This is a genomic window from Paenibacillus sp. UNC499MF, assembly GCF_900107975.1.
GTDB lineage: Bacteria > Bacillota > Bacilli > Paenibacillales > NBRC-103111 > Paenibacillus_F.
Genome location: NZ_FNVF01000018.1, coordinates 33,013 through 59,415, shown reverse-complemented (window position 1 = coordinate 59,415; position 26,403 = coordinate 33,013). Strand labels below are relative to the sequence as shown.

Here is a 26,403-nt window from a genome sequence, read left to right as displayed (position 1 = left end):
TTGACCATAAAATATGCATCAGCATGTAAAGAAGAAGGCATTCCAATAATGAAGTGGTTTTCGCTTGGATAGAACTTTCCCTATCGTATTTTATAGTTTTCGTGCCTTGATTACAAAGGTTACAGGAAGCATCTTTGCTTTTTTTGCAAAATCTCCATTACTTGATTGCATAATTTCATCATCAGATTCCTCAATCATTTGCTCAATGACAAATCCCTCTTTTGCCAACGCATTCACATAGGTTGATAGTTTGCGGTCGGATAATGTTAGCGTACTTTCGCCAAGGGTTACCGAATACCAAGATTCATCGAAATAACATTTCTTAAATACAAGCCTATCATGTTCTGGAGCAACACATTTGTGTATAGGGTGAGACCAGCTGAAAATAAATACCCCGTCTTTTTTTAGATAAGAAGCAATCTGGCGAAAAGTCCTCTCAAGATCAGTTGTCCAGCCCACGGCATAAATCGAATAAACAAAGTCAAAATAATCCTCTGGTATGCCACATTTCTCTTCCATGGGTGAACAGATTAACGTCGCTGAAAGACCGCACGCCGCCAAATGCTGTTTTGTCTTTTCGATTTGGTTTTCCGATAAATCCACCCCCCATAGTTCGGATGCTTTGCGTTCCCCCAGATATTGCAATGATTGGCCGCTTCCACAGCCTATTTCTAGCATCTTTTTACCCGAGACTTCGCCAAAAAGCTGGCACTTTTCTTCCGAGACAAATGCTCCATAGAACGGAAGTGCGGTTGCTCCTAAAACATCATTTCCTTTTGTATCCCAAAATAAGCTATTGGTTTCATGAATACTACGATTATCCACGTCGATCGAGATGGCGCTAACTTCACCACCGCCTATCATGTTTGTTCTTTGAACAGAACTCTTGTCCATGCCGTCATCCTCCACAAATAAGGGTAACTAAATATAACCAAATATTCCAATCCATCATATCGTACATATGTTCTTATGTAAATGAAGTCTGTTACGAATTATTAGATTAAGCAAATCTGCCCGTTAGCAACTATATCGTACCATGACTTTGCAGTTGTCATATCGCCTATCCTTTCTTATAACTGTAGGAGCAAGTACATAGGAATCTTAATGTTAGCTTCGTGTGTATGTGTCTAATCTATAACTAAGACATACAACTAAGAGAGTGCCATCAATGATTCATCTGAATTGCCCAAACTTAGCGATCATGCTCCTGTGGACAGTGGTGGATTAGTCAATTGGTTACTGTTCTTAAAAGGGGTCGATAAATCCAATTGGGAGGTGCTGACGATGAACGAGCCTGTATTGAAAAAAGCAATGGACACATTGGAATTTCTTAGTCAGGATGCTGAGGCCCGCCGATTGTATGAAGACAGGCAAAAGTATCTGCATGATAAAGCTTCTATGATTGAAGGGGCTCTGGTTGAAGGTGAGGCTCGCGACTAGAAAAGGAAAGCGATCCAGATGGCTCTGGAGCTTCTCAAGCATGGGGTGGATACATCTGTCATAGCTAAGTCCTCTGGGCTGTCTAAGGAAGAAATTATCGCCTTAAAAAAACAGTGATGAAATGATAAAAGGACCCGACTCATAATAAAGCTAACGACGGACTTACTGTTGGTACGTAATTATAAGGGGATGTTTTTAAATGGCAACTTATATGAGATCAAAAGAGTACACTCAGGTAAAGCTTAAAGCACTTTCTAATGTTTCACGCCTAAACCCTCTTCAACAGCCTGTTTTGTGAAGATAAGTTTATCATTTGCATGCATGTTGTAAGATGAAGTTGTATTCCATAAAATGGATAGTGGGAAGGGAGTTTACACCTCATATGCAAACAACCCAAGCATTAAACAATTACCTGAAAAAACAGCCGGAAAGCAAGATTGGTGTCGTCGCAGCCTTTATCGAATCTCATATCCGTGAAAATTGGCAGAAAATTTTGGCTAAAGAGAACGATCGGCTGCTCAAAGCTTATGCGGAAGCGGGAGATCAGGCTTACGGAACGTACTTGAACCTGCTCCTCCTCCCCGTGCACTGTCAGCTTCAAGAAGCGGGGATTCGGCCGGAGCCCCGCCTTCCGGGTAATTTCGAAATTTCCCGTGAATGGGGCCGGAAGGCGGACCACAGCGAGCAGGAGCGGTGGATGTGGAGTACGCTTCATACGGAGAATGATGGCCCTATCGGTACGATTGTCACTATCACCTATCATGACCATACACGGTTTCGTATTCCCCGCGAGCCGGGCATCATTGCCCTTGCCGAAACGAGGCAAGAGGACATTGTGGAAGCCTTATCGGGCTTGTCGGCCGATTTCAAGGAAGCGCTGGAATTCAGCGTCGAGTATGAACATTATTTACGCAGTCTGAATCAGTAAAAAAGCTTGCTCAACGTAAGTTGGCTTCCGTCATGTGACGCCGAACGGCTCGGTTTGTCTTATGCGATATGTGAAATCGCATCCTCAACAACGGTTAAAACCCGTACCGGATTTCCGGTACGGGTTTGCCATGGCAACCTTACTTTGCCGAGCATGTTGTTGTCGTCATGCTTTCACTTTCATCGCCTGCGTCAGCAGGACTTCGGCGACATGCCGCTCTTCACTTGAGGCTTGCTTCCTCTAGCAGAAGAGCGTCCCTCACCTCGGTAAGCGCAAATCCCAAGAGGTTTCTCCCCCGCCATTTCATCGGGTTATCCGCATCGGGATGGTCCTTTGCCAGCCCGATTCCCCAAATCCGGTCAACCGGACTCGCTTCGACCAGGATGCGGTTTTTCGTCGATTTCATGTAGCTCCACAGCTCGGGATTTTGCCGAAACTTGGCAAGGTTCCCCTGCTTCACGATGGCGTAGCAGCGGCTTTCCCAAACATTCGCATCAAAAGATGCGACCGCGCGTCCGAACGCCTTCATCTCCTTGGGATGCCTGGCGTTCATTATCGCCTTACGCATATTGTCGTCGCCGAAAAGCCTTGCCTTCTCGGCCATCATATACTGCTCCGTGCAGGTGTAAGACTCGCCGTCCACATTAAAACCGGAGCTCCACCACTGGCTGAAGCAGCTCGCATTGATACTTCCGTCGGCTGGAGGCGTATGTCCCCAGAAGAAAAGAAATTTTTGTTTCTCCCCCGCTTGATGCGCTTTCCTAAGCCCTTCAATCGTATAGGTCATTCGAATTCCTCCTGATTTTTCCGGTACAGCCGGGAAGGCCGGTGCCCGGCATGCTCGGTATATTGTCCGGTATCTTCAACAAGAGGTGCCGCTTTTCGGCGGAAAGCCGCCTTCAGCAATTCCCTGTCCAGAATAACCTCGTAAACCTGCTGAAGCTCCGTTAACGTGAAAAGATCCGGCATCAGATGAAGGGCGATATCGGTATCCTCCAGCTTAGCGCGCAGCCGCTCCAAAGCGCAGCCGACTATTTTCGCGTGGTCGAAAGCTATACCATCACCATCGGTAATGGCGTATTCCACAGCCGCGGCAGTTTCGGTCTTGTGTTTTTTGTGTTCGACCACAGCCGTTAACGTTTCGCGTTCCCTGGTCAGCGTCAGCTCGTACCTTCTCGTTAAACATCGGTCATTTCCCGCCCGCCTTTTCTCCTCGTTAATAAGCCGGTAGGTTACATCGAACCAGGCGGCTTCCGCCGCATCGTCCCCGCCTCTTATCCGCACTCCGGTGCTATCGATCAAGGCCATATAAGCACAGCTCATGACCCATGTCCGCGGATCGCGGTCCGGTTCACTGAACAGATAAAGCTGCTCCAGGTAAACGTTGTCCACCGACGTCTCCTCCCGGAGTTCCCTGCGTGCAGTCTGTTCCGTCGTTTCCCCGGGACGGACGAATCCACCCGGCAGTGCCCATTTTCCGAGGAAGGGGTGCTCTCCCCGCCGAATGAGCAGTACCCGCAATTTTTTCTTCGGAAGCTTGCGGTAGTTGAACTCCGCCGTATCGGCCACCGTGAAAATCACCATATCCGCTGCCACTGACGGCCGCACAAAGTCTCCCGCACGGTATTGCGCGAGAAATTGCTCCTCTGTCAGCCCGTTGCGGTCTCTTTTCATCATTTCAGCCACCTGTTCGTAATAATTTGTTATTATCATTATGTTACTATCAATTTACAGGGGAAGGCTTATTTTGTCAACTGTGATTTCCCTTCTTTTATACTCATAAGTCCGGTATCCGTATAAAAAAGAAGACTGATTCCTCAGCCTTCTGCGGGTTCTTCCGAAGGTCACCGGCTTTTATCAATAACGGCCGTCACCCTGTAATGAAACATCCGGTTTCCCCCTGTCTACGTTATTTATTATTGTTAAGCTTGCCCTGTCCCGCCGGACTTAAACGCCTCTCCTCAGCTCTGCCTGCTTCACTTCTTCGTTTTGCCTCGCCATACGTTTATCCGGTTGTCAAACTTCGAGAAGTTCTTATTTTAGACGCAAAAAAAAAGCGTGCCAATGAATGGCACACCCTATTTCCCCCTTATTCCCGATCGCCCGACCCCATCAAGGGTAAATTTTTTCGCCTTTTTCAAGCATGTCTATGAACTGTAGGATACGTTTTTCACGGGTTTCCTGTTTTTTGACATTCTCGATTCTGAAATGGATCGCATATTTGTTCTGCTTGTTTAACGTGTCGTAGAACGCTTTAGCCCGGGCATTCTGCTCCAGACGGGCGGCAAAATCCTCCGGCACGCTGCCGCTGCTTTGCGGTTCGTACGCCTTGTCCCATTGACCGCTGCGCTTGGCGGCCTCGATGGCTTCGAGACCCGGAGGCTTCATTCTCGCATCCGCGATCAGCTGCTCCGCTTTATCTTTATTCACCTTGGACCAGATGCTCCTCGCGCCGCGCGGTGTAAACCGCTGAATCCACGACTCGTCGTCCAGCTTTTTCTTGTGGCTGTCGATCCATCCGTAACAGAGCGCGATTTCGAGAGCTTCCTGATAAGAAACCGTAACAAGGCGGGCGTTTTTTTTCGCGATTTGTAAAAAAATTCCGGTCGATGTTCCGTGATTGCTTTCGAGCCAACTTTCAAACGCCGCTTGATCTTCAAAACAAAGAACCGGCTCAGGGGCTTTCTCGCTCATACTTCCGCTTCCTCCCTTGGAATGGTTAAGTCTGTAAGTTAATTCAACTATACGTCAAGGGAGAGGTTGATTCAATATCGGTCAAGCTTCTTTCATGCCCTCCCATCGTTTGGCCGACGGCAAGGATACGCCCAACTGATCAATCGTCCGGACAACGAGATGCCGGATCAGACCATCGATGGTTTGCGGATGGTTATAGAACGCCGGTACCGGCATCCTCAGCAGCTTAGTCCGCCCTCTGCCGCTGTACCTCGTTATGCAGCACTATACTGTGCGGCGGAAGCTCCTTGGGCGTAAACAGGTAACTGCGGCTCCCTTTTTCCAGGGAATCGTTCATCCCGCCGACAGCGGCAACCGTCCCGGCCGACAGGATAATCGTCATCACGGCAAGCCGGACGATGCCCCGCAAATTGTCCCGGCTGCCCGGGACTAAGCGCTGCGCTCCATAACCTACGGCGGCTCCCAGCGTATTGATCACGATGTCGTTAATATCGAAAGAACCCAAGCGTGTCAGCATTTGCATCGTTTCAAGAAACGTGATCGACACCAGGAAGCACCCGATAAACGGAATAAATTTACTGCGGAACAAAAGCGGAATAAGCAAACCGAAAGGAATAAAAGCGGCAAAGTTGCCGAATTCGAAAATCCAGCTCTGAAAATCCCGCCCCATCGGAAAATGCAGCGGAATTCCCTGCGGATTTAAATTGTAGCGCATGGCCCGGTTGGCGAGACGGGAACTCCGGTCAAATCCGATATATAAGAAATAAAGAGTCAATGCGGTGTAGGAGACTAACAGGAAGAGCGTCATTTTACGGAGTTTTCCTTGGTACATGGAAGGGCATCCTTTCTTTCTGCAAACTTGCGGCCGCTTAAGCAGTTTTTATGGTTGGATTGGTCTGGATAAGACGTTTGTTTGCATTATACAACGGTAAGCGGCTTTCAATCCGAAACGAATCCTAAAGCCTTTGTTAAGGAATTATTACTTTCCTCTGTCCAATTGTTTATAAAAGAAAAAACCGTTCAGCTTCTGAACGGTTTTTCAGGGTGCAGGCTGTTCCCGCTTAGCGAGCGCGTTTTTACAAAGCGTCCTTTTCGTGCGCAGCCGGTTGTTTATTTGACGGAATAGACATGACGGCCCGGCAGTTCAAGGCAGTGCAGCAGCCCTCCGTACACCGCTCCGCCGTCAATTCCGATGATGTTGTTATCGCCGAAATAAACCTCTTGTTTCCCGTGAAGGGTTTGCGTGATCGTGTGCCCGAACACAACCGTTTTCTTGCCCCGGTAACCCTTGTGAAACTCGTCGCGGATCCATATCAGCACATAAGGATCCGTTTCCGCAGGCGAAGTGGAAGGATGCACGCCGGCATGGACAAAAATAGTGTCCTCGGTTTCATAATAAGTTTGAAGCCCGTCTAAAAAGGCGAGGTGCTCTTCCAGCAGGGGCGTAAGCTCCATTGTTTCCGGAACCGGGGCTTCCGCTGCGGCTCCTCCATGATCGTAGCTCGCTAATGTTGTCCGCGCCCCGTTCCGGAACCAGCGTTCAACAAATACGGGATCACGTTCGAACGCTTTTACCATCATATGATCGTGGTTTCCCTTGAGAACAACCGCGCCGTCCCGGTGAAGCTGCATGACCTTTTCCACTACCCGCCTGGAATCGGGGCCTTTATCCACATAATCGCCAAGCAAAATCAGCCGGTCCTGCCGGCAATCGTAGCCCGCCTGCTCAAGCAGTCTTGTAAACTTGTCTATTTCTCCATGTATGTCACTGATGACCAAGGTCCGTTTCATAGCGCGCCTTCTTTCATATGTACAAAGCCGCTCCCAGCTTCTCTTTCAGCAGGCGGAACGCTTCATGAAGCTTGTCTTTCGGCACGCTCTCATACTTGTCGCCTATGCTGATTTCAAAATAGCAGGTTTCTTCTTCACGTTCACGCACCCAGGAAGTCAGCCCCACCCCAGTGGCTTCATATACTTCGATAAGAATCGGAATGACCGCGGACTCCGGCAGCTTGAAATGAACATGAAACATGTTGGAAACCGGGTCAGCGGGCCGTGTATGGATCCCTTCGCATTCGTTGAATAAAGCCGCGAGTTCCTTCGCTTCTCGGTAATACTGCGCCATCCTGCCGATCCGCCGGTCAAAATAATAATCCGACGTAACGATGTACGGATAAAGACTAATGAGATCGCCGCCGTGGCGCCTCTTCCATACTTTGGAACGCTCCGTAAAGTCGCTGTTTCCCGCCAGAACGGCTCCCGCAATGCCTCCGATTCCTTTATAGAAGGACACGTACACGCTGTCAAACAACGCGCTTATTTCAGCCGCCGTTTTTTGGTAGTAGGGCGCAATTTCAAATAACCTCGCTCCGTCCAAATGGAGCTTAATGCCTTTCTCGCGACAGTAAGCGGAGATGGCCGCCAGTTCTTCGAAATCCGGCAGTTGACCGCCAATTTCCCGCTGCGGCAGTTCAAGGAGAAGGCAAGAGATCTCCTCGCCTACCTGCTTCACATCCGCAAGCGTAATCAGCCGGTTCTTGTCCGCCAGCAAAACCGGCTCTATGTGGTGCAGCTCCTTCAAACCGTCTTCCTCGTGAATTTCCAGGTGACAGAGCGGATGGTACGCAACCCGCTTGCTCCCTTTCTCATCGCACCAGATTCTTAGCGCAATTTGCTGGGCCATCGTTCCGCTCGGGAAAAATACGGCCGATTCCTTGCCGAGGTAAGCAGCTATTTTGCTTTGAAACTCTTCTATGAGCTTCCCTGTTCCGTAAACGTCGCTTTCCAGTGTGTCCTCCACCCCGTCGAAAACCTGCTTCAATACCCCGGCTTCCCGCTGCCCGTTACCGCCGAGCGGATAGGAGGTCCGTTTAAAAGCCTCTTTTAAAGCATCTTTATCGTTCAACCTGTACTCCCCCTTACCGTAAAGTCTTATCTTCTAGCATACTAAATCACGCTCTTTAAAGAAATTAATTTTTGCGGGACGGCAGACGTCCTTCCTATACACAAGCCTCGCGATTGGGGCTGTCTTTTTTGTTAAGAAGCCGTTTAGCAGCTAATATACAAGAAGGAAGTTCTCGATCAATAAAGAAATATAAGGTTTTGCGCAAAAAATTTAAGGGGGCGGATAAATGGGAATGTCCGATTATTATAGAAATCTGCGGGAAAAAGTGGGCAGTGAACGGATCTTCATACCCAGTGTTGCGGGAATTGTCCGGAATGATTCGGGAGAAGTTTTATTGCAAAACAAAGGAAACGGCGAGAAATGGAGTCTGCCCGCGGGAGCCATTGAACCCGGCGAGGCGCCTGCCGAAGCGATAGTCCGTGAAGTGCGTGAAGAAACGGGTCTCTATGTTGTCCCGAGCAAATTGATAGGCGTATTCGGCGGAAAGGAATACCGGTATCAGTATCCGAACGGCCATAAAGTGGAATATACCATATTTATGTTCGATTGCGTCGTACATTCCGGCATCTTGGATCCCTTAGACAGCGAAACAGCCGAACTTCGTTATTTCAGCCCGGAGCAGATGCCTGAGCTGGCATTGCCATATCCTAAGTCTGTGTTATCAAGAGAAGAAAATAAGGAAGTTTATTTCCAGTGGAAGGATGATTATTTGAAAAATTTGTTGTAGCTCTGTAAGCGATGTTGATTTTCAAAGTGTGATCCCATAAAATTAGAGACAATCACGCAGGAAAGGAGGCAAAAAGCGATGAACCCGAACTTCGTTCCGGTTAAAAAGAGAATCAAAAAATCCGGCGATCAGGCAGTGACGGGATACGTCTGCCTTTTTTCGTGCAGCGTTGAAGCGAATTTCATAGAAACTGCCGCCGGACGCTTTTTGCCTCGCGTAAGGAAATCTGCCCAATGAAAGAACGTTTGTGAGTAACCAGCAGGTTTTCATTCAATATGCAGCGACTTGGCGCCAGTTTGTTCAGGCGTCTTTTTTGTGCTCAATTACGTGCACGTACATCTCTTCCGAAGGGAGGTGACTGTCTTGATTAACACAGCATGGGATCTCCCTCCTAAGATTGAACCCCATTTAATTTTAGGAGGTAAACCTAGATGAACGTTCAAACTGATTTGAAAAGAACGCGGCAGCTCCCTCTGCTGCTTGTGCTCGTTTTTTCGTTATTCGTTGCCTGCATGACGGCCGATATGGTCAACCCGGTTCTTCATCTCATCCGCAAAGATTTCGGGGCTTCCGAAGCCGGGGCCGGCTGGGTAGTGAGCGGGGTGCTGCTTGTGATCGCTATCGGTGTTCCGATATATGGCCGTATTTCGGATTTTTTCAGTATAAGGAAGCTTTATGCTTTTGCTCTCTTGATATTTGCCGCCGGAAGCCTCGTCTGCGCAGCCGCCCCTACCCTTCCGATTTTGGTAGGGGGCCGGATGCTGCAAGGTGCGGGTTCCGCGGCCGTCCCGGTTCTTTCCGTCATCGCGGTTTCTCAAGTTCTTCCGTCCGGAAGCAGAGGCGCCGCGCTCGGTCTCCTTGCGGGCAGCATCGGTCTCGGAACGGCGGCCGGGCCGATTTTTGGCGGTCTTGTCGGCCAAATATTCGGTTGGCCATCACTCTTCTGGCTCACGCTTGCTCTGCTGCTGGCACTTGTTCCCTGCGCTCTTTATGTGCTGCCTGGCGGTGCCGGAACCGGAACCCCCGAAGAGAGCCGTTTGGATCTGCCGGGCGGCATTTTGTTCGGCCTTGCGGCGGGTTTATTCCTTTTCGGCGTCACACAGGGACAAACGGAAGGATTCCGGTCGCCGGCCTCTTGGGGCAGCCTGTCAGGCGCTTGTCTCCTGACAGCCGCATTCATCCGGCGAATTTTTACCGCGGAGCATCCCTTTGTCCCGCCTGCCTTATTTGCAGATAAAAGTTATTCAGCGGCCGTATGGGTCGGCTTCTTCACAATGTTCGCTTACGTCTCGTCGCTCGTCTTCGTCCCGCTTCTCGTTGTCGAAGTAAACGGCCTGTCTCCTGCAGCAGCGGGACTTGTTCTGCTTCCGGGCGCAGCGGCCGTAGCGGTCTTCTCCCCTGCGGCCGGCCGTCTCTCCGACCGGATAGGAGTCAAAATCCCCGTTACCGCGGGACTTTCGCTCATGGGCATTTCGCTCTTGTTCATTTCCACTTTTGCGGCGGGGAGTTCTCCTCTATTGGCTGCGACCGGTATGCTCGGTCTTGGCCTGGGCGTCGCCTTTACCAATTCGCCGGCGAACAACGCTGCCGCCAATACGCTTGGAGATGAGCAAGTCGGCGCGGGGCTCGGGATATTCCAGGGAGCCTTATTCCTCGGGGCGGGTACAGGCGCTTCCGTTATTGGAGCCTTCCTGGCGGCTCGTAAAGAAGACGCGCAAGGTGCGTTGAACCCCTTCTATGTTCTGGACGCCGCTCCGTACTCCGACGCTTTTCTGGCCATAGCCGCCGCCGTGGTTATCGCGCTTGTGTTTTCGGCGGGGCTGCAAAGCGGAAGACCGAAATAAGCGGATCTTTTCGATCCTATAGTCAGTTCCGCATGTTTTTACAGTAGGAATAGAGTAAAAAAGCACAGGGAATTTCAGGCCAAACGAATCGGCCCGCTTTCCCTGTGCTTTTCTTTGTTACACAATCGTATACGGTATGAAGAGGACGTCCCACCTCTTAGAACTAGCGCTTCAGGTTCCCGATTTCGAGCACCCGGTCCACCCACCCCTCGTAAAATTCGTGCTCGTGAGACACCAGAATGAGGCTGCCGCCCAAATGAATCAAGGCGCTGCGCAAAGCGTCTTTCGCTTCCGCATCCAGGTGGTTGGTCGGCTCGTCCATAAGGAGCACGTTACAGGGCGAAAGCTGCAGTCGGCACAATTTCACCTTCGACTGCTCTCCCCCGCTCAAGGTAGAAAGTGATTGGGAAGCTTTTGTTTCGTTGACTCCGCACTGTGCCAGATGGCGCCGGATTTCTCTGTTGGTGAGCTGCGGATAACAATCCGACATATACTGAACCGGTGTTAGCGTGTCGTTTTCCCAGACTAAATCCTGCTCGTAATAGCCGGTCCTGACCGGTTCGGCAAAACGAAATTCGCCGGAGATAGACGGAATTTTTCCCGTGAGCGTTTTGAGCAGCGTCGATTTCCCGATTCCGTTAAAGCCGGTAATGACGACCTTTTCCCCGTTTCTGACGGAAAAAGTTAACTTGGGCAGCAGCGGGACGCCATACCCGACTTCCAGTCCGTTTACACGGAGAGCTTCCTGAGCCCCGAGCGGCATCTCCCTGAAGCGGATGGACGGCTTGGAGACAAAAGCAGGCGCCGCGATCCGCTCGATTTTGTCCAGCTGCTTTTTGCGGCCCCGGGCGATTCTGGAGTTGACTCCGGCCATATTTTTGCGGATATACTCTTCCGTCCTTTGAATCGTTTTCTGCTGGGCATTGTACCGCCGGATATGCTCCTCACGCAAATGCTGCTTCTGGCGGATAAAATCCGAATATTGACCGGGATATTTTTTTATCGTTTCGCCTTCGATATCGCAAATGCAGGTCGTGATTTTATCGAGAAAAGCAGAATCATGCGAGATAACGACGAAGGCATTAGTTAATGACATTAAATAATCTGTCAGCCAGCCGATATGCTCTTTATCGAGAAAATTCGTCGGCTCGTCGAGCAGGAGCACATCCGGTTTTTCCAGAAGCAGTTTCGCCAGAATCGCCTTGGCCCGCTGTCCCCCGCTCCATTCATGAATGGGTCGTTCTGTCCCGATGGCGCTGAGCCCGAGCCCGTTGACGATTTTCCCGATCGTGCTGTCTACTCCATAAAAATCTTGTCTCTCCAGCTCTTCCTGACAGCGTGCGGCTTTCAACAGAAGTTCTTCTTTCCCCGTGACTGCGCTCTCTTCATAAAGAGCGTTCATTTTCATTTCAAGCTCATACAGTGGGGCAAAAGCCGTTTTTAAATATTCCATAACCGTCAAGTTTCCGTCGATAACGGCATACTGATCGAGATAACCGATCCGGACGTTCGGCTGCCAGCGTACGACTCCCTCATCGGGTATGATTTCTCCCGTCAAAATACCCAGAAGTGTGCTTTTTCCGGTACCGTTCTGTCCGACGATCCCCAGGTGCTCCCCTTTGAATAATTCGAAATCCACACCTTTATATAACGTTCTGTCTCCAAACGAGTGGGACATACCCGTAATTTCCAGCAAGCTCATGTTTATCTTCTCCTTTTCCCCATAAAAAAAAAGCAGAAAGAATGCGCCGGTACGGCACAAACCTTCTGCTTTCTGTATTTTGCGTACAAATACAGCAATACGATCTTCAGCGGAAACTGAACAAAGTATCGCAAAAGGCTGCAGACAAACTATTGTCGGCAGCCTTAATTTAATCGGCGGACGGCAGCTCAAATAAGCATGAAAAGTTCACGCAAATTCGAAAGCTATCAGCCGATGAATGAAAAGCGGTTCGCTTCTCGATTAAGCTCCGGACAACGTTTCATCGTTTGTATCCGATTGTACGGAGCGGCATTTTGGATATCTTTTTTCAGTTCCCAAGCTGTTCATCTGGAATACTCCCTTTCATTTGGAGCTATTTTATAATGCTTCTGCGGTCTTGTCAATCCGCAGGTTTGGCTAAGCGGGCCCGTTTGAAAATCCGCTCGCAAGCGGCTTCGACGGTGATGATCTCTTTCAACCCGCTTTTGCGTTCTGCAAACTCCACCCTGCCCTGTACCGCGTCTTTGCCGATTACAACACGCAGTGGAATCCCGATCAAATCCGAATCTTTGAATTTAACGCCGGGACGCTCGTCTCTGTCATCCATGAGCACCTCTATCCCTTTCTCTTGCAGGTGCCGGTACATGTCATTCGCCATCCGCATTTGAGCGTCGTCCTTGACTGAAACCGGAATAAGATGAACCTGATAGGGCGCTAAAGCGAAGGGCCAAATGATGCCGTTCGCATCATGATTTTGTTCGATTACGGCGGAAAGAATACGGGAAACCCCTATTCCATAGCAGCCCATAATGATGGAGCCGCTTTTGCCGGCCGCATCCAGAAAAGATGCCCCCAATTTATCACTGTACTTCGTACCCAATTTAAATACATGCCCGACTTCGATACCGCGCGACAGCTTCAGTACGCCTTCGGCGCAGCGCGGACAACCGTCTCCTTCGGCAGCTTGACGGAAATCGCCGATTTCATAATTGGTCAAATCACGTGAAGGATTGAGGTTTCGGTAATGGTAGTCCGCTTCGTTGGCACCGGCGATTCCATTCGCCATTCCGAGAACCTCTTCATCGAGCAGAACAGGGATGTTCAGGCCGAAAGGTCCGGCAAAACCAACAGGTGCTCCCACAGCTTTTTCAACAGCTGCTGCATCCGCAATGGATAAATCTTGGGCCCGAAGGAAATTTTGCACTTTAATCTCGTTTACTTCCCGGTCTCCTCTTACGACAACTGCGACGGCCGTTTTATCGGCTGCATAAACAATCGTTTTCATAATATCGGAAGGACGAACCCCCAGGAACTGAACGAGCTGACTGATTGTGCGGATGTCAGGCGTATGAAATTTCACCGGCTTCTCCTCCGGGGATCGTTCAGTGGACTCCATTCGTACGGCCTTGGATTCCGCTTGTTCGAGATTGGCGGCATATTCGCAAAGGGTGCATGCGGCAATCGTATCTTCCCCGATATCGGCAAGGGCCATAAATTCATGCGTGCCGCCTTCTCCGCCTATCGCACCCGCATCGGCCTCGACGGCACGGAAATTGATTTCACACCGGGTCAGTATCCGGTTGTAAGCTTGATACATCTTCCTGTATGATTCATCAAGCCCTTCCCAATCGGTATCGAACGAATAGGCGTCTTTCATAAGAAACTCGCGTCCGCGCAGCAATCCGAAACGGGGACGCCGCTCATCGCGGAATTTCGTCTGAATCTGATACAGCGTGACCGGCAGCTTGCGGTATGAATTTATTTCTCCCTTCACGACAGAAGTGATAACTTCCTCATGAGTCGGGCCAAGTGCAAACTCCCGGTCGTGCCGGTCGTTAAGGCGCATTAATTCGGGGCCGTATACCGAGTATCTCCCGGATTCTTTCCACAGTTCTGCCGGCTGCAAAACCGGCATGAGCATCTCCAGGGCTCCAGCGCGATCCATCTCCTCACGCACGATTTGCTCCGCCTTTCTTAAAACTCTTCTTCCAAGAGGCAGGTAGGTATAAATCCCAGCCGCCAGCTGGCGGATATATCCAGCCCTCAGCATAAGCCGGTGGCTGATCACTTCCGCATCAGCAGGCGCTTCCCGCAAAGTGTTAAGCAATAATCGGCTTTGTCTCATCGCTATCGTCTCCTTGGTAACCTCATTATGAAAACTCGTAAAATAACAAAAAGACACATTCGTCAGGGACGAATGTGTCGTGTTACCACCCTAATTCAACCGTGCAGGCGTGCGCGGTCCTCATTCGGATAACGGCTTAACCCGGTAACGGTTATATGGCATCCTCCAATGGAGACCCGTTACAGCTGGCAAGGCGGGATAGAGTCCGATCGTTTCGTGAAACCTTTCAGCCTCCGGGTTTCATTTCTGTGCGGCGACCGCTGAACTCCGTATCCTTGTTCAACGCTTTTCATGTAATTATTTTTATCAATTTACATGAAAATCAAGCTGCAGTCAAGCGGACAGAAGAATGAAAATGACCTCCCCGTCCGATAGGAAGGCATAAGCTTAGTCAAGCATCAAATACCAGTACAGCGCAACTTCCTGACTTTGTTTATCGAGACCTTTATATAAGCAGGAATCGAATCCTCCCAGCACAAACCCGCAGCTTTCATAAAACTTGCAGGCCCGGACATTATTGTTCTGCGTCTCCAGCATAATCCCCGGCATTCCACCCGCTTTCGCCCATTGCCTGGCTTGGTCGATCAGCTTACGGCCAACACCGTATCTCCGGTAGGCGGGATCTATTTTAATGTCCTCGACGTAAGTATAGGCATTCCAATTCTTCCGCAGCGATATTTGACCTATGAGCCGGTTACCGGAGCAGGCCAGATACATGACTTTATCGGGATTCCCAATATGGCCGGCATACCCGCTGTCTTCCGTTTCCCCGTCCGGTTCGTCCGCATAATTTTTGATATAACGGGGCACTTCTGTAACGGTATAGCCGATCCGGCCGTTCTCCAGAGTAAGTGCGAGTACGGAATCGACGACAAAGCTCCCGTCCACTTCAATGCTTCTAAACTCATCATCCGCGGTTAATTCTCTGATCCGAATATCCATGTTCATCCTCCACTATTTGTTTTGCAACCGTAAAAAGCATGAGGAACGATCGGATACCCGGGGGTCCCCGGACTTAACGAAACACAAATTTCTCTTTCATCATTCAGCCTCCGCACTCGAATTTTCGAAGCTTTTGCTGCTCAGGCCGCTCGTCCGCATGCGCAAATATACCGTTTTTATCAGGCGTCCGGCAAACCGTACTTTTCTATCCAGCCGTCTATTTGTTTATCGAACTTGCTCCGGGTCAAAATTTCATGTGTAACAAAATGGCCGTTATAAAACAAGCTGTAGCTGGTATAGGGCGTCGGCGCGGATTGCGCTTCACCGGCAGACTCGATTCTCCTGATTTCGACCGGGATGGAGCGCTCTCGCGCACAATCCGCAAGTTCGCCGACATAATGGTCCGTATAGGGGCACTGGGCGGTGTACAGAACCTGAAATCCGGTTAGAACATCTACTTTCTGCTTATGCACGCTTGGCTTAAATTTCGGCGACGGTGCGTCTTCCTTGAATTTCAGCGCGACCAACTCGAAATAAGGGGGCGCCTGATCGCACACTTGGAATCCATTGCGGACAAAAAAAGACTTGTCGGACAAATAGGGCCTTTTGGTCCGGCTCGTTACCGCAATCGCGCCATTTGTCGCGCCCGCTTCCTCCAGACATTCCCTGAGAAGCTTTTTACCGTAACCTTTTCCTTTGTAAGAACCTGCTACCCAGAAGCAGTTGATATAGATGTAACCGGGAGCCTCCACCGGGCACCAGGCGTATTCCGCCGGAATATATTCGATGAATACCTTCTGCCGGACATCCAGCTTTTTGAAACGCAGACCTTCCTGAAAGCGCTGCTGAAGCCATTCCTTTTTCAGCTTGACTCCGTTGGCGCATTTCTTATCGGATATGGCACAGCAAATATGTTCCCCGCTGATATTCTCGTTGTTTAACGTGACGATTCCCGGTTCGTTCATCCCGGCCCCTCCCCTGGTTCGTATACGTTAAGATTACCTCAGACTAGCGAAAAAAGCACGGGTTGAGACAGTTTGGCCCGTTAACCGGCTGTTGCAAAAAGCGCATTCTGTCCGCCGACGGAGGAAAAACTATCATGAACTCAAGCTTAGTTATCCATACTTCTCTTTTTTGGATGGTATAGTGAAGCTAAAAGGAGGTGAGTCTTATTCGCAACGTCTTCCTCATTTTAATCGTGGTGAGTATGCTTCTCCGCGAAGAAATCGCGCTCACAATGCTGTATGTCAAAGAGGAAACGACTTATTTCGGGCTAAACTTAACGAATGCCGCTTCATGGTCTCATGTGCTGGCTTTTGTGGCGATTATCAGTCTGATAGGTTACCTGAAAAGCAGGCCGCATCCGTGACACCGCATGCATGAGCCAAACCTCATGCCAGCACTTTCAGCACGTCATCGATTTTTTTCCCCCGGGAGAGGATGCCGTAGTTCATCCAGGTCAGGAAATCGACCTCATAGACGTTGGCGCCCCTTATTCCGGGCAGCATAGCGAGCCGCTCGTCTTCATGAATTCCGGCCGTGTGCCCGAAGCGCCTGTCATACGTCACAAATAGATGATCCGCATCGAGACGGGCCAGGCCTTCCGGAGTCAAAGCGACGCTTCTGCGGGAGCGGCCCGTTAATTCGCTGACAAGGCGGTGCGGGGTCAATCCTAAATCTCTGTACAGGACGGGTCCTGTGTAGCCATGCTCCTGTCCTCCGTACAACGTAACGGCTTCGGCCGAAATGCGCAGGAACGCCACGGTCTGGTCACGCACGGTAAGTCCGAGGGCCTCTCTTGCTTGGGCAGCGCTGCTTTCGTACTCGCCGACAATGTCCTTGACGAGGCTCTTCTTTCCGAAAAGATCCGCCAGTTTATCCAGCGTGGATCTCCAATCCTCCCCCGGATGAGCCATCTTATACGTCGGAGCGAGCCCGCTGTAACTTGAGGGATGCGTTCCTGCGTCGAGTAAAATAAAATCCGGCTTCTCCTTCGCAAGCGGCTCTATATTTCCCTCCGAAACGTCAAAAACAGGCACATCGCTCATGCCCAGATAATCCTGTTTCCCCCATCCCTCACAGTACCACTGCATAAAGGGCTTAATCTCCAGCGCCAGCAAAAAATCTTCCAGGTACGGAGCGAAAACACGGATTTGCTCCCGGTGATTACGCCGGTATTGTCCCGGCGTTATGCCGACGGTTTGTTTAAAACGCCGGTTGAGATAATATTCATTGTTAAAGCCGGCGTGATCTGCAATACCCGACAAAGGATCGTCGGTCAGGATGAGCAGCTCTTTCGTCCGTTCAATGCGGATACGGTTCAAAAAATCGAGCGGAGTCGTTCCCGTCCGTTCTTTAAACAGACGGGAATACTTCCACCGGTCCAAACCGGCGTCCGATGCCAGACCCTTTACCGTCAGTGTGCTCCGGTAATTGTCCCGGATGACGACAATCGAGCGTTCCACTGCCTGCATCGCGTCCAGACCGCCGGATATGACAGCGCGCTGCTGAAGCAGGAAGCGGAGAAATTCGTAGAAACGCACATGAGCATCGAACGATTCGAATTCACCGGCCGGATGGCGGAGGTCGTATATCGTCTCCAGCATCGTGACACAGGAAGCAAAGGACGCGCAGACGATTTCACCGGGTTCCAGCAGCGTCTCCTTCGCGGCTCCGGGGTCTCGAGAAGGTTCATCTTCACAATGATCAGGCTTGTCAGGGAATGAAAAATCTCTTGCCGAGATTTGGCCGTCTGTTTGCCTCTTCAGAACCTCGAATCTCAATAGGTAGAAGCTTGCGTCCGCAACAGCGGATTCCAGACAAGCATCGCTTGCGGGAGCGGCGAGATAGCATTTCCCGAGCTCTGCGGCGTAACTTTCTCCGTCTATCGTCATGGTGCCGCTTCCGCCTGTCACCGCCATAATGAAATAACCGCCGGCTCCGGCCGGCTCCTGCTTCCATCCCGGAGAAGCATTTTCGCGGCTTATGCCGGTCAGCTCATAAAACGAGGCGCGGCGTCCAGTCGTTCTGTCTTGATTATCGTTCATGTACGTTCATCCTCACGAGTTACTTCACCAGGAGCTTTAATAAATCGTCTATTTTCATCCCGTTAGCCAAAAAGGCACCGGTTTGCCAGTGGGTACGTTCTACCTGGTACACATGTCCGTTTTTTACGGCGGGAACCGACTTCCAGAACGGGCTTTTTAGGAGTTGAACCGCTTCTTTGTTTTCTTCCGATGCCCAATCCCCGTTGGAAGGCAGAAGAATAATATGATCCGCGTCGATTTGAGGAATCATTTCTTCGGAGATGATCTGCTGAAACTCTTTCATATCTTTGACCATAGGAGGCGGGGTGAGTCCCAGATCACGGTACAGAATGGAACCGATAAACCGGTTGTTGACGCCGAACAGCGTAAACGTTTTTTCTCCTACATTTAAACGGATTACGGCCACCTTCTCTGTTCCGACGGCTTTTTTCAGGGCCGTTTTCGCATCGTCGACTTTTTTTCCATAATCCTTCAGGATCGTCTCGGCTTTTTCGGGCACGCCCAGCAGGTCGGCAGTCGTTTTGAGGATGGCCGGCGCATCAGTCAAAATGTCCTCGGGCAGCCGGTAAGTCGGAGCCACTTTCGAATACATGTCGTATTTGGCTTTATCCGCACCGCCGTCTACGATGATCAGATCGGGACCGGCCTCTAAAAGAGCCTCTATGCTTCCGGTCATATCAAATTTCGGCACATTCAGCTTTAGATACTCCTGAATCCCCCAGTTAGGATGATACCACTGGACTACCGGAGTCACACCGAGCGCCGTTACGTAATCTTCCAGATAGATGGCCGCCACTTTCTTCGGCTTTGCGGGAATCTCCACTTCACCGAAAGCATCCTTGACGAGGCGTTTATCCCCCTCAGTTTTCTCCCCGGCGGGAGTACTTTTTACGGCAGTGCTCTCAGCACTCCCTCCTTTTTCCCCGCAGCCGCTTAACATTGCCGCTAAAGCCAGCGCGGTAAGCATACTCCACACTGCCTTGTTCAGACCCTTTTCTCTCATCTGTGCTTTCGCTCCATTCACTGATTTTGATAATCATTCTCATCTGTGCAGGTTAAGTCTACTTCACATAGGCGGATTTCCGCAATACACATCGGGGATTTTTTTTTATATATCCGTAAAATGAATCAATTTTCGGTAAAAAGCAGGGGTTAAATTGATATGTATCATTTTTCGTTGATTTTTATTATTTACGAATACATGGTCTCAAATTAACATTAGTATGTAAATTTACTAATTTTGGTAATTTAGATCACAAAAGAAAGGAGGTGTTTTGCATGTCAAGCCTGAATGAAGTACTCGCTCGCAACCGGATTTTCTTGAAAGAAAAACAGACGCTCCCTTTACCGGCGCCCACTTACCCGGATACACAGTTGGTGATCCTAACGTGCACGGATATTCCGAGCCCCGAACTTCTGCCAAGAGCACTCGGAATCCGCAACGAAGATGCCAAAGTCATCAAAAACGCCGGTGCTGTCGTGTCTCATCCGTCGGGCACTGTGCTGAGAAGCATCCTCCTTGCCATTTGCGAATCGAAGGCCCGGGAAGTATTCGTGATCGGGCATCGCGATTGCAGGATAGCGAATTTAAGAAGCGCCGACGATATCGAATGCGCCCGGGGCTTCATTGACCCGGATCCTTATATGCGGACGCTTTCCGAAGCCGTCATTGATCTGAACGGATGGTTGTCCGGATTTTCCAGCATGGAAGAAAGCATCGCGAACAGTGTATCCATGATCCGTTCGCATCCCCTGTTCCCGGAATCGGTTCTTGTACATGGGCTCGTTATTGATCCCGTTACCGGCCGGCTCAATGTTGTCGTCGAAGGGAAGGTTATTCAGCCGAAAGAAGGTGTGAGCGTGCTGCTGAATTCAGAAGCCGCCGGTCTGGACGCCACAATTCAAAGGGGGAACGAATAGTACAGCCTCAAACGGAAAGGGTGCCCGCGAAATTTGCGAGCACCCCTTTTGTCCATCTTTTCGTATCCTGCCGGAATGGGAACGGTTTGTTTTCACTACCTGCTCGGCACAAGCTTCTTGAAACTTCCAAGGCTTGTCCTTTATTTATCGGTTCGGATCTCCGCCGATTCTTTCCCCGGATCGTTCTTTAACATCCGTTTGCGCACGAAGAGAAAACCGACAAGTGCGATGGACAGAGCCAGTCCCGTGTAAATAACGGTGGAATAAATGTCCATATAGCCTACAATCGTCTCCCAGGATGCACCTACGGCCGCTCCGACATAGACGAGAACGCTGTTCCAGATCAGCGAACCCGCCGTAGTGAGAAGCAGGAAAGGAACGAAGCTCATTCCCGCACTTCCCGCCGGAATGGAAATCAGACTGCGGATCAGGGGCACAAGCCGCCCCAGAAAGACGGCCCACACACCGTACTTGTCAAACCAGATGCCCGCTTTTCTGATATCGTCCGGTTTCAGCCGGAGAACACCGCCATACCGGGCGACCACAGATTTTAGGCGTTCCATCGACATTAGCTTTCCGGCTCCGTACAGACAGACGGCACCCAGCACGGAACCGGCGGTTGCGGCCGCGATAACGCCTGCTGCCGTCAAGGCGGAGGTGATCGTCATAAACCCGCCCAAGGTCAGGATAACCTCCGAAGGAATCGGAGGAAACAAGTTTTCCAGCGCAATCAGCAGAAAGATGCCGAAATATCCGAATGTCCCCATCGTTTCGGTAATCCACTGCTCCATTCCCATCTCTCCTCCCCATATCTTCTAATAACCGCGGAAATAGCCGCGTTGGCTCCGTCAGACCGCCGTTTCCTTTTTTTCTTTCGACAGAAACCAGCCGCACAAGGCGATAAGAACCAGAACGGCATAAAACGTATATTTCCAGGCCGGCAGCTTCGCAAAACCTTCGGGCAGAACGGAAAGCGCGGGATGCGAGAGCGTGTATACGATAAGCTTAACCCCCACCCAGCCCACAATGACGAACGCGGCGATTTCCAGGCCGGGCCTCCGGTTGAGCAGATTCACGAAGTAGGAGGCGGCAAAACGCATAATGATCAATCCGATGAGTCCCCCCGCAAAGACGATAAAAAATTGTCCCCCGTCCATCCCCCCGACTCTCGGCAGTCCGCTTTCCGGCAGCGCCACCGCCAGGGCGACAGCCGCTAGAATAGAGTCGACCGCAAAAGCGATGTCGGCCAGCTCCACCTTGAAAACGGTCGCCCAGAAGGAAGAGCCCGTTTTGGCCGGTTTTTCTTTTGCGCTTCCGTTTTCACTCTTCTTGACCAGAACTTTACGGAAAATATGATTGAGCGCGATGAAGATCAGATACACCGCGCCGATGGCTTGAACCTGCCAGACGTCAACGAGAAAAGAAATGATGAACAGCGACAGAAAGCGGAAGACGAAAGCGCCGGCCAATCCGTAAAACAGCGCCCTTTTTCTTTCTTGGTCGGGCAAATGTTTGACCATGATGGCGAGCACGAGGGCATTGTCCGCCGCAAGCAGCCCTTCCAAGCCGACAAGCACAAGCAGCACCCAGCCGTATTCGAGAATTAGAGAAACATCCATACGTTATCCTCCTGCAATTTTGTGGTAGGTTGAATTTACGCCGGGCGGGTTATGTCAAGTTTCTGAGCAGCCCGTTCATTTTCTTGTAATGTCCGCTCACCCTTTCGGCGAAAACCGAGTAGGCAAGCTGGTTTTTAGCCATTAAGGACATTTCGTAATCCACATCGACACTATTTCCGTTAGTGTTAAAAGCATACGGACCGAGAACCGAGGTTTTAATGGGGTCCGGTTCTCCCGATCCGGGAATTTTGAAATGCCGCTTGTGGGTCACGGTGCCTTCCAAAGACGTCGTTCCTTCCGTCGCTTTCTCCAGCTCCTCTTCGAAAGAAACAAACCGGCTCTTGTAACCGGGCGTATCCGCGTTCGCAAGATTGCTCAGAATCGCCTGATGCCTGGCGGCCGCAATATCGAGCGCCTTCTCGTTCAGCCGGGCAGATGAAGAAATTAACATGGGGCTGATCTACCTCCTCGTGTAATCTGATGCTGCGGTAAAGAATTTCCCTTGAAAGCTCGCGCCGCTTTTCCTCCCTCCCCCGAAATAGGGCAAAATAAAAACAGCCTTCACCGGTTGGCCGGCAAAGGCTGCTGTTTTTCCCAAAATAAAAGACCGATGCCGTAAGGCAAAGGTCTCGCTAACAACGTGATCGTTCTTACGTCGCATGCGAAGCCGGAGGCGATAAAGCCACGTAATGACGACTAAGCATGTATAAGCTACTCCCCTTTGAAGGGTATGAAATTACCTTCAAGGTAACAGATTCATATAACCGTGTCAATCTTTTTCTCAAACAAAATTCCGTCATATTCCGTCAAATATCCGAAAATACGTGAAATCAGGTTGGAGATATCGTCATTTTTTCGCTTTTAATGAATCTTTTAAACAAATAGCGGGCAATCGGTCCTACAATAAGGAGCTGCAGAGGCAGAGCAAATATAAAATTTTTACCTACCGTCGTAAAATAGCTTCCCAGCAATGATTGTCCCGCCGGGGGATTCATGAAGTAAGACGTCGCCAGTCCGTACACCGACATAACAAGAACCATTCCGGTTACCATACAGACGGACATGGACAGGATAACCAGTATCTGCTTCGACTTGTCAAAAGGCAGCGAGAAAGCAATTTTCTTCGCCAGGGGACCTACGACAAACGATTCCACAAGAAACGCGGTAATAAAGCAAAGTACGAATTGAAGCAGTAATCCTTGCCAGGATATCGTGCCGATGAGGCCATTCCTAATTAAATTATAAGACATCATACCCACGACCATCCCGCAGCACATCATCAAGCCATAATAAATATGTTCTTTCTTCGTTGTCGGCACTTCCATCATCCTCTCTGTTTACCTTTGTTATTATAGGGACAATGAAAGGCTCCGCATAAGTGACATATTTGTGAACATTTTGATATCGAATGATCTGCCGGTTTTGGTCCGTAAGTCCTCCCGCCCGCTAACTTCGTTCAGCCAGATTAGTCCGGCTGCCCGCGAGCTGCCGCAGGCTTTTGAGATTAATCAGAAGAATGCCCGCGATAATAGTGACTCCCCCCAGAAGCGATAAAAACGAGAGGGGCTCACCGTAAAGATAAACTCCCAGGCTGAGGGCGATCAGCGGAGAAACATAAAGCCAGGTGGACGGAAAAACGGGATTCGTCTTGGCTACAAGCCAGTAAAATATGGTGTGCCCCATCATCGAGCCGAAAACAACCAGATACAGCAGTGAAAAAGCGGCTTCCGGAACAAGCATCGCTTCCGGATGTATTTGCTCCGTGAACAGCGACAATACCAGAAGCATGACTCCCCCGTGCAGCATTTGGGCCGCATTCAGCGCAATCGGAGACGTATCCGAAAATCTCCGAATCACCCGCCTGGAATACACCGTGCCCGCCGAATAAAAGATCTGCCCCGTCAAAACCGCGATGCATCCCGCCGCCCAAACCGTGCTGAAAGCGACGGTCATACCGGGCAGGAGCAAAATAATCACACCCGCAAGTCCCACCAGGCAGCCTGTCCAGGACGATGCGGACATGTTCTGCCGGGTCATGACCGTCTGGAGCAGCATAATCATAAGCGGAGCCGTTGCCGACAGTACGGCGGCGATTCCGGAGCTTACATACTGCTCCGCCCAGTACAGGCTGGCAAAAACACCGAAAGTAAGCGCGAGTCCGGTAAGCACCATCTCTTTGCGTAGCAGAAGCGAGATTCTCGCTTTCTTTTGCAGGATCATGGCAATAAACAGAATAGCGCCGGCAAGAAAAAACCGGATTCCGGCCGAGAAGAAGGGGGACGCGCCGGCGTCGATCCCCACTTTGATGACCAAAAAAGTTGTCCCGAAAATTAAACACATCAGGATATAGTTGAACGGGATCATATCCATTCCTCCTTTTCCCCAGTATAAAGGGGGTTGAACAGAACAGATTTTAAAGTGCAGAACAGATTAACGCCGATATCGGCTATACTGGAGGAAACCGAAACCGAGGAAATGAGCGATGCAGGGTGGAAAAAGAAAATCATCGGAACGTCCATTCGGATAAGCTGTTCGAACAAATTTACGATTATCTGCTGGAAAGGATTAGACGCGGAGAATGGAAAGCGCATGACAAGCTTCCTTCGATCCGGTCGCTGGCGGCGGAATTCCGGGTCCATCGGCTGACTGTATTCAAGGCTTATCAGCTGCTGAAGAACAGTGAAGACGTGTATGTAAAAGACAAATCTGGGTACTATGTTCATCCCGGCAGCCGGTCGATCTTGGGTTCTTCGAACGATCCGATCGTTTCCGCGTATGTGCATGAAAGCCATCTTTCGGAAATTCATCAAGTGCAGGCGGACTATCAATTTTCCAAAGCGCTGCTCGATCCTAACCTGCTGCCGAATCTGTACTTGTCGGAATATGTAAAAAAAGTGTTCGATCTGTATCCGAAAGTGCTGGGCACCTACTCGACCGTTCAGGGGGATCAGGAGCTGCGGGAAGCTCTTCGCGAGTATTTTTCGAAGAACTACCGTTTTTTCGTGTCTCCCGATGAACTGCTCATCACCTCCGGTTCCCAGGAGGCCATCGATCTGGTCGCCAGAGTCCTCGTAAAACCGAGGGATGCCGTTATGCTGGAACGGCCGACTTACAGTCCGGCCATAGACGTTTTCAGCCGGCAGGGTGCCCGCATCATACCGGTCGATATTCATCCGTCCGGCTACGATCTGGAGCAGGTGGAGCTGCTCATGCGGACCTGCAGGCCGCGCCTGTTCTACCTCAACCCTACCTTTCACAACCCGACGGGTTATACCGTACCGGCCGAACAGCGGAAGAAACTGGTCGAGCTCGCGGAGACGTACAAGTGCCTGCTGATCGAAGACGATCCGTGCCGCGATATTTACTTCGGCGATAAGCCTCCCCTGCCGCTCTTTGCTTACGACACCGCAGGGTACGTCATCTATCTCCGCAGTTTCAGCAAATATATCGCTCCCGGCTTAAGCGTTGCCGTTGTGGCCTGCCGTCCGTCGATCATGACCTATCTGATCCGGGCCAAATCGTTGTCCGACAGCGGGGCTCCCCTGCTCAATCAGAAAATTTTCTTGCACTATTTCTTCTCCGACCGGATGCAGCAGCATCTGGAGAAACTGAGAATCGCCCTGGCGGTGCGCAAGGACATCATGGAAGATGAATTGGCCGGAACGGGTTGGCGGTGGACCAGTCCTGCCGGCGGATTTAATCTGTGGGTGGAGCTGCCGGCTTCGGTACCGATGGACCGCTTGCTCAGCCGCTGCATGGAGCAGTCCCTTACCTTCGTCCCGGGTACGATCTGTGATCCGCTGAGAGAGTCGGCATCCCGGGTGCGGATCAGTTATTCTTATTTGAATGAAAGAGAGCTGCGTGCGGGATTAAAACGATTTAAGGATGCGGTCTTCTCTTTGATGGCCTTTCCTTTGTGATGCTTGGATACTTAGGTATATCGTTATAGAGCTGGATAACGTTGTCCTACGGTCGTTTCCATAAAAGTTGCGACCAAGTTTACTTAACGGCTAGAGCATGTATGACTCTACGTTACTATTGACTGAATTGTAAATAATCGGTACTATTTTATGGTATTATCCATTAAATCGGCATTAATGGATAGAACTGTGTAGAAAACCATTTGACAAATTCTGTCTGCCGCACTTGCACTGACCCGTTTAGAACACAGTTGAAAAAACGGTCTTAAGTAAGCCTTACGTTGATACAGGTTATAAATTTTAATTGATTACGAAAGAAATATAATTAAGCTGTAAAACGGTGGTGATGCTGTGAAAACTTGCACCCAGAGAGTACTTCTGACTGTCCCTTTTGTCCTTGCGGTCCTTATAATTGCGACAAGACTTGATTTTTACTATGATTCAAACATGACTATCCGCTTTATTGCCACATTCCTGGTTGCTTTTCCGGCTGGCTATTGGGCGGCTGGAGGAACTAAAGAGGAATAGGTCAATGATCCATACATCAGGTAACAAACGAAGCCCCGTCCAATTGGATGGGGCTTTACTTG

At 50.3% G+C, this 26,403-nt stretch carries 25 protein-coding genes and 1 pseudogene; 8 read left to right on the top strand and 18 right to left on the bottom strand.

From position 1 onward, the window contains the following. Window positions 1–90: 90 nt before the first annotated feature. The gene (locus tag C4S74_RS23760; RefSeq protein ID WP_103997813.1) at window positions 91–894 is read right to left on the bottom strand and encodes a class I SAM-dependent methyltransferase; all 804 of its coding nucleotides are present in this window, start codon (window positions 892–894) and stop codon (window positions 91–93) included. Window positions 895–1,179: 285 nt separating this feature from the next. Here C4S74_RS23760 and C4S74_RS23755 point away from each other — a divergent pair. Beyond that, window positions 1,180–1,557, top strand: a pseudogene (locus C4S74_RS23755) (Rpn family recombination-promoting nuclease/putative transposase); the annotation flags it as partial. Window positions 1,558–1,822: 265 nt separating this feature from the next. Further along, window positions 1,823–2,368 carry a DUF6022 family protein gene (locus C4S74_RS23750; protein WP_103997812.1) on the top strand — a complete coding sequence of 182 codons (546 nt, stop codon included), beginning with the start codon at window positions 1,823–1,825 and terminating at the stop codon, window positions 2,366–2,368. A gap of 220 nt (window positions 2,369–2,588) precedes the next feature. Here the strand turns inward: C4S74_RS23750 and C4S74_RS23745 are convergent, their stop codons facing one another. The 6 genes from C4S74_RS23745 to C4S74_RS23715 form a co-directional block, all read right to left on the bottom strand. Next, window positions 2,589–3,155, bottom strand: a complete 567-nt coding sequence (locus tag C4S74_RS23745; RefSeq protein ID WP_103997811.1) for an NADAR family protein — start codon at window positions 3,153–3,155, stop codon at window positions 2,589–2,591. Beyond that, a complete protein-coding gene (locus C4S74_RS23740; RefSeq protein ID WP_103997810.1) occupies window positions 3,152–4,045 on the bottom strand; it encodes an NUDIX domain-containing protein in 894 nt (297 codons plus the stop codon). Before C4S74_RS23740 ends, C4S74_RS23745 begins: the two co-directional genes overlap by 4 nt. 435 nt (window positions 4,046–4,480) lie before the next feature. After that, on the bottom strand, window positions 4,481–5,062 hold the full coding sequence (locus C4S74_RS23735; RefSeq protein WP_103997809.1) for a YdeI family protein: 582 nt from the start codon (window positions 5,060–5,062) through the stop codon (window positions 4,481–4,483). Between the two features lie 226 nt (window positions 5,063–5,288). Continuing rightward, window positions 5,289–5,894, bottom strand: coding sequence for a VanZ family protein (locus C4S74_RS23730; RefSeq protein WP_103997808.1), 606 nt, complete (start codon window positions 5,892–5,894; stop codon window positions 5,289–5,291). A 278-nt stretch (window positions 5,895–6,172) separates the two neighbouring features. Then, the gene (locus C4S74_RS23720; RefSeq protein ID WP_103997806.1) at window positions 6,173–6,853 is read right to left on the bottom strand and encodes a metallophosphoesterase family protein; all 681 of its coding nucleotides are present in this window, start codon (window positions 6,851–6,853) and stop codon (window positions 6,173–6,175) included. Window positions 6,854–6,866: 13 nt separating this feature from the next. Further along, on the bottom strand, window positions 6,867–7,967 hold the full coding sequence (locus C4S74_RS23715) for a low specificity L-threonine aldolase (RefSeq protein WP_103997805.1): 1,101 nt from the start codon (window positions 7,965–7,967) through the stop codon (window positions 6,867–6,869). Window positions 7,968–8,193: 226 nt separating this feature from the next. Here C4S74_RS23715 and C4S74_RS23710 point away from each other — a divergent pair, with 226 nt between their 5' ends. From C4S74_RS23710 to C4S74_RS23705, 3 genes are all read left to right on the top strand, one after another. Continuing rightward, a complete protein-coding gene (locus C4S74_RS23710) occupies window positions 8,194–8,694 on the top strand; it encodes an NUDIX domain-containing protein (RefSeq protein ID WP_103997804.1) in 501 nt (166 codons plus the stop codon). 78 nt (window positions 8,695–8,772) lie between these two features. Beyond that, window positions 8,773–8,931: a hypothetical protein gene (locus C4S74_RS26735; RefSeq protein ID WP_181024526.1), complete on the top strand. Its 159-nt coding sequence runs from the start codon at window positions 8,773–8,775 to the stop codon at window positions 8,929–8,931. Between the two features lie 194 nt (window positions 8,932–9,125). Beyond that, window positions 9,126–10,538 carry an MFS transporter gene (locus C4S74_RS23705; RefSeq protein WP_103997803.1) on the top strand — a complete coding sequence of 471 codons (1,413 nt, stop codon included), beginning with the start codon at window positions 9,126–9,128 and terminating at the stop codon, window positions 10,536–10,538. Window positions 10,539–10,701: 163 nt separating this feature from the next. Here the strand turns inward: C4S74_RS23705 and C4S74_RS23700 are convergent, their stop codons facing one another. From C4S74_RS23700 to C4S74_RS23685, 4 genes are all read right to left on the bottom strand, one after another. Further along, a complete protein-coding gene (locus tag C4S74_RS23700; protein WP_103997802.1) occupies window positions 10,702–12,240 on the bottom strand; it encodes an ABC-F family ATP-binding cassette domain-containing protein in 1,539 nt (512 codons plus the stop codon). A 400-nt stretch (window positions 12,241–12,640) separates the two neighbouring features. Beyond that, complete coding sequence (locus C4S74_RS23695; RefSeq protein WP_103997801.1) at window positions 12,641–14,365, bottom strand: proline--tRNA ligase; 1,725 nt, start codon at window positions 14,363–14,365, stop codon at window positions 12,641–12,643. Between the two features lie 387 nt (window positions 14,366–14,752). Further along, a complete protein-coding gene (locus C4S74_RS23690) occupies window positions 14,753–15,307 on the bottom strand; it encodes a GNAT family N-acetyltransferase (RefSeq protein WP_103997800.1) in 555 nt (184 codons plus the stop codon). A gap of 179 nt (window positions 15,308–15,486) precedes the next feature. Beyond that, window positions 15,487–16,272: a GNAT family N-acetyltransferase gene (locus C4S74_RS23685; protein ID WP_103997799.1), complete on the bottom strand. Its 786-nt coding sequence runs from the start codon at window positions 16,270–16,272 to the stop codon at window positions 15,487–15,489. A 197-nt stretch (window positions 16,273–16,469) separates the two neighbouring features. On the opposite strand from C4S74_RS23685, the gene C4S74_RS26300 reads away from it, so the two are divergent. Further along, complete coding sequence (locus tag C4S74_RS26300) at window positions 16,470–16,676, top strand: hypothetical protein (protein WP_146065522.1); 207 nt, start codon at window positions 16,470–16,472, stop codon at window positions 16,674–16,676. A 22-nt stretch (window positions 16,677–16,698) separates the two neighbouring features. Here C4S74_RS26300 and C4S74_RS23680 read toward each other — a convergent pair whose 3' ends face one another. Both C4S74_RS23680 and C4S74_RS23675 read right to left on the bottom strand, forming a co-directional pair. Continuing rightward, complete coding sequence (locus tag C4S74_RS23680; RefSeq protein WP_103997798.1) at window positions 16,699–18,354, bottom strand: AraC family transcriptional regulator; 1,656 nt, start codon at window positions 18,352–18,354, stop codon at window positions 16,699–16,701. 19 nt (window positions 18,355–18,373) lie between these two features. Further along, window positions 18,374–19,357: an ABC transporter substrate-binding protein gene (locus C4S74_RS23675; protein ID WP_103997797.1), complete on the bottom strand. Its 984-nt coding sequence runs from the start codon at window positions 19,355–19,357 to the stop codon at window positions 18,374–18,376. 275 nt (window positions 19,358–19,632) lie between these two features. Here C4S74_RS23675 and C4S74_RS23670 point away from each other — a divergent pair, with 275 nt between their 5' ends. After that, window positions 19,633–20,274 (top strand): carbonic anhydrase, encoded by a 642-nt coding sequence (locus C4S74_RS23670; protein ID WP_103997796.1) that lies wholly within the window; start codon window positions 19,633–19,635, stop codon window positions 20,272–20,274. A 140-nt stretch (window positions 20,275–20,414) separates the two neighbouring features. On the opposite strand, the gene C4S74_RS23665 is transcribed toward C4S74_RS23670, so the two are convergent. The 5 genes from C4S74_RS23665 to C4S74_RS23645 form a co-directional block, all read right to left on the bottom strand. Beyond that, entirely contained in the window at window positions 20,415–21,065 is a 651-nt protein-coding gene (locus C4S74_RS23665; protein WP_103997795.1) for a DedA family protein, read from the bottom strand. 57 nt (window positions 21,066–21,122) lie between these two features. Beyond that, window positions 21,123–21,893: a TerC family protein gene (locus tag C4S74_RS23660; protein ID WP_103997794.1), complete on the bottom strand. Its 771-nt coding sequence runs from the start codon at window positions 21,891–21,893 to the stop codon at window positions 21,123–21,125. 49 nt (window positions 21,894–21,942) lie between these two features. After that, window positions 21,943–22,344, bottom strand: coding sequence for a flagellar basal body rod protein FlgB (gene flgB, locus C4S74_RS23655; RefSeq protein ID WP_103997793.1), 402 nt, complete (start codon window positions 22,342–22,344; stop codon window positions 21,943–21,945). 379 nt (window positions 22,345–22,723) lie between these two features. Next, window positions 22,724–23,212, bottom strand: a complete 489-nt coding sequence (locus C4S74_RS23650; protein WP_103997831.1) for a hypothetical protein — start codon at window positions 23,210–23,212, stop codon at window positions 22,724–22,726. 127 nt (window positions 23,213–23,339) lie between these two features. After that, entirely contained in the window at window positions 23,340–24,257 is a 918-nt protein-coding gene (locus C4S74_RS23645) for a DMT family transporter (protein ID WP_103997792.1), read from the bottom strand. Window positions 24,258–24,382: 125 nt separating this feature from the next. On the opposite strand from C4S74_RS23645, the gene C4S74_RS23640 reads away from it, so the two are divergent. Beyond that, entirely contained in the window at window positions 24,383–25,813 is a 1,431-nt protein-coding gene (locus C4S74_RS23640; RefSeq protein WP_103997791.1) for a PLP-dependent aminotransferase family protein, read from the top strand. Window positions 25,814–26,403: the final 590 nt, after the last annotated feature.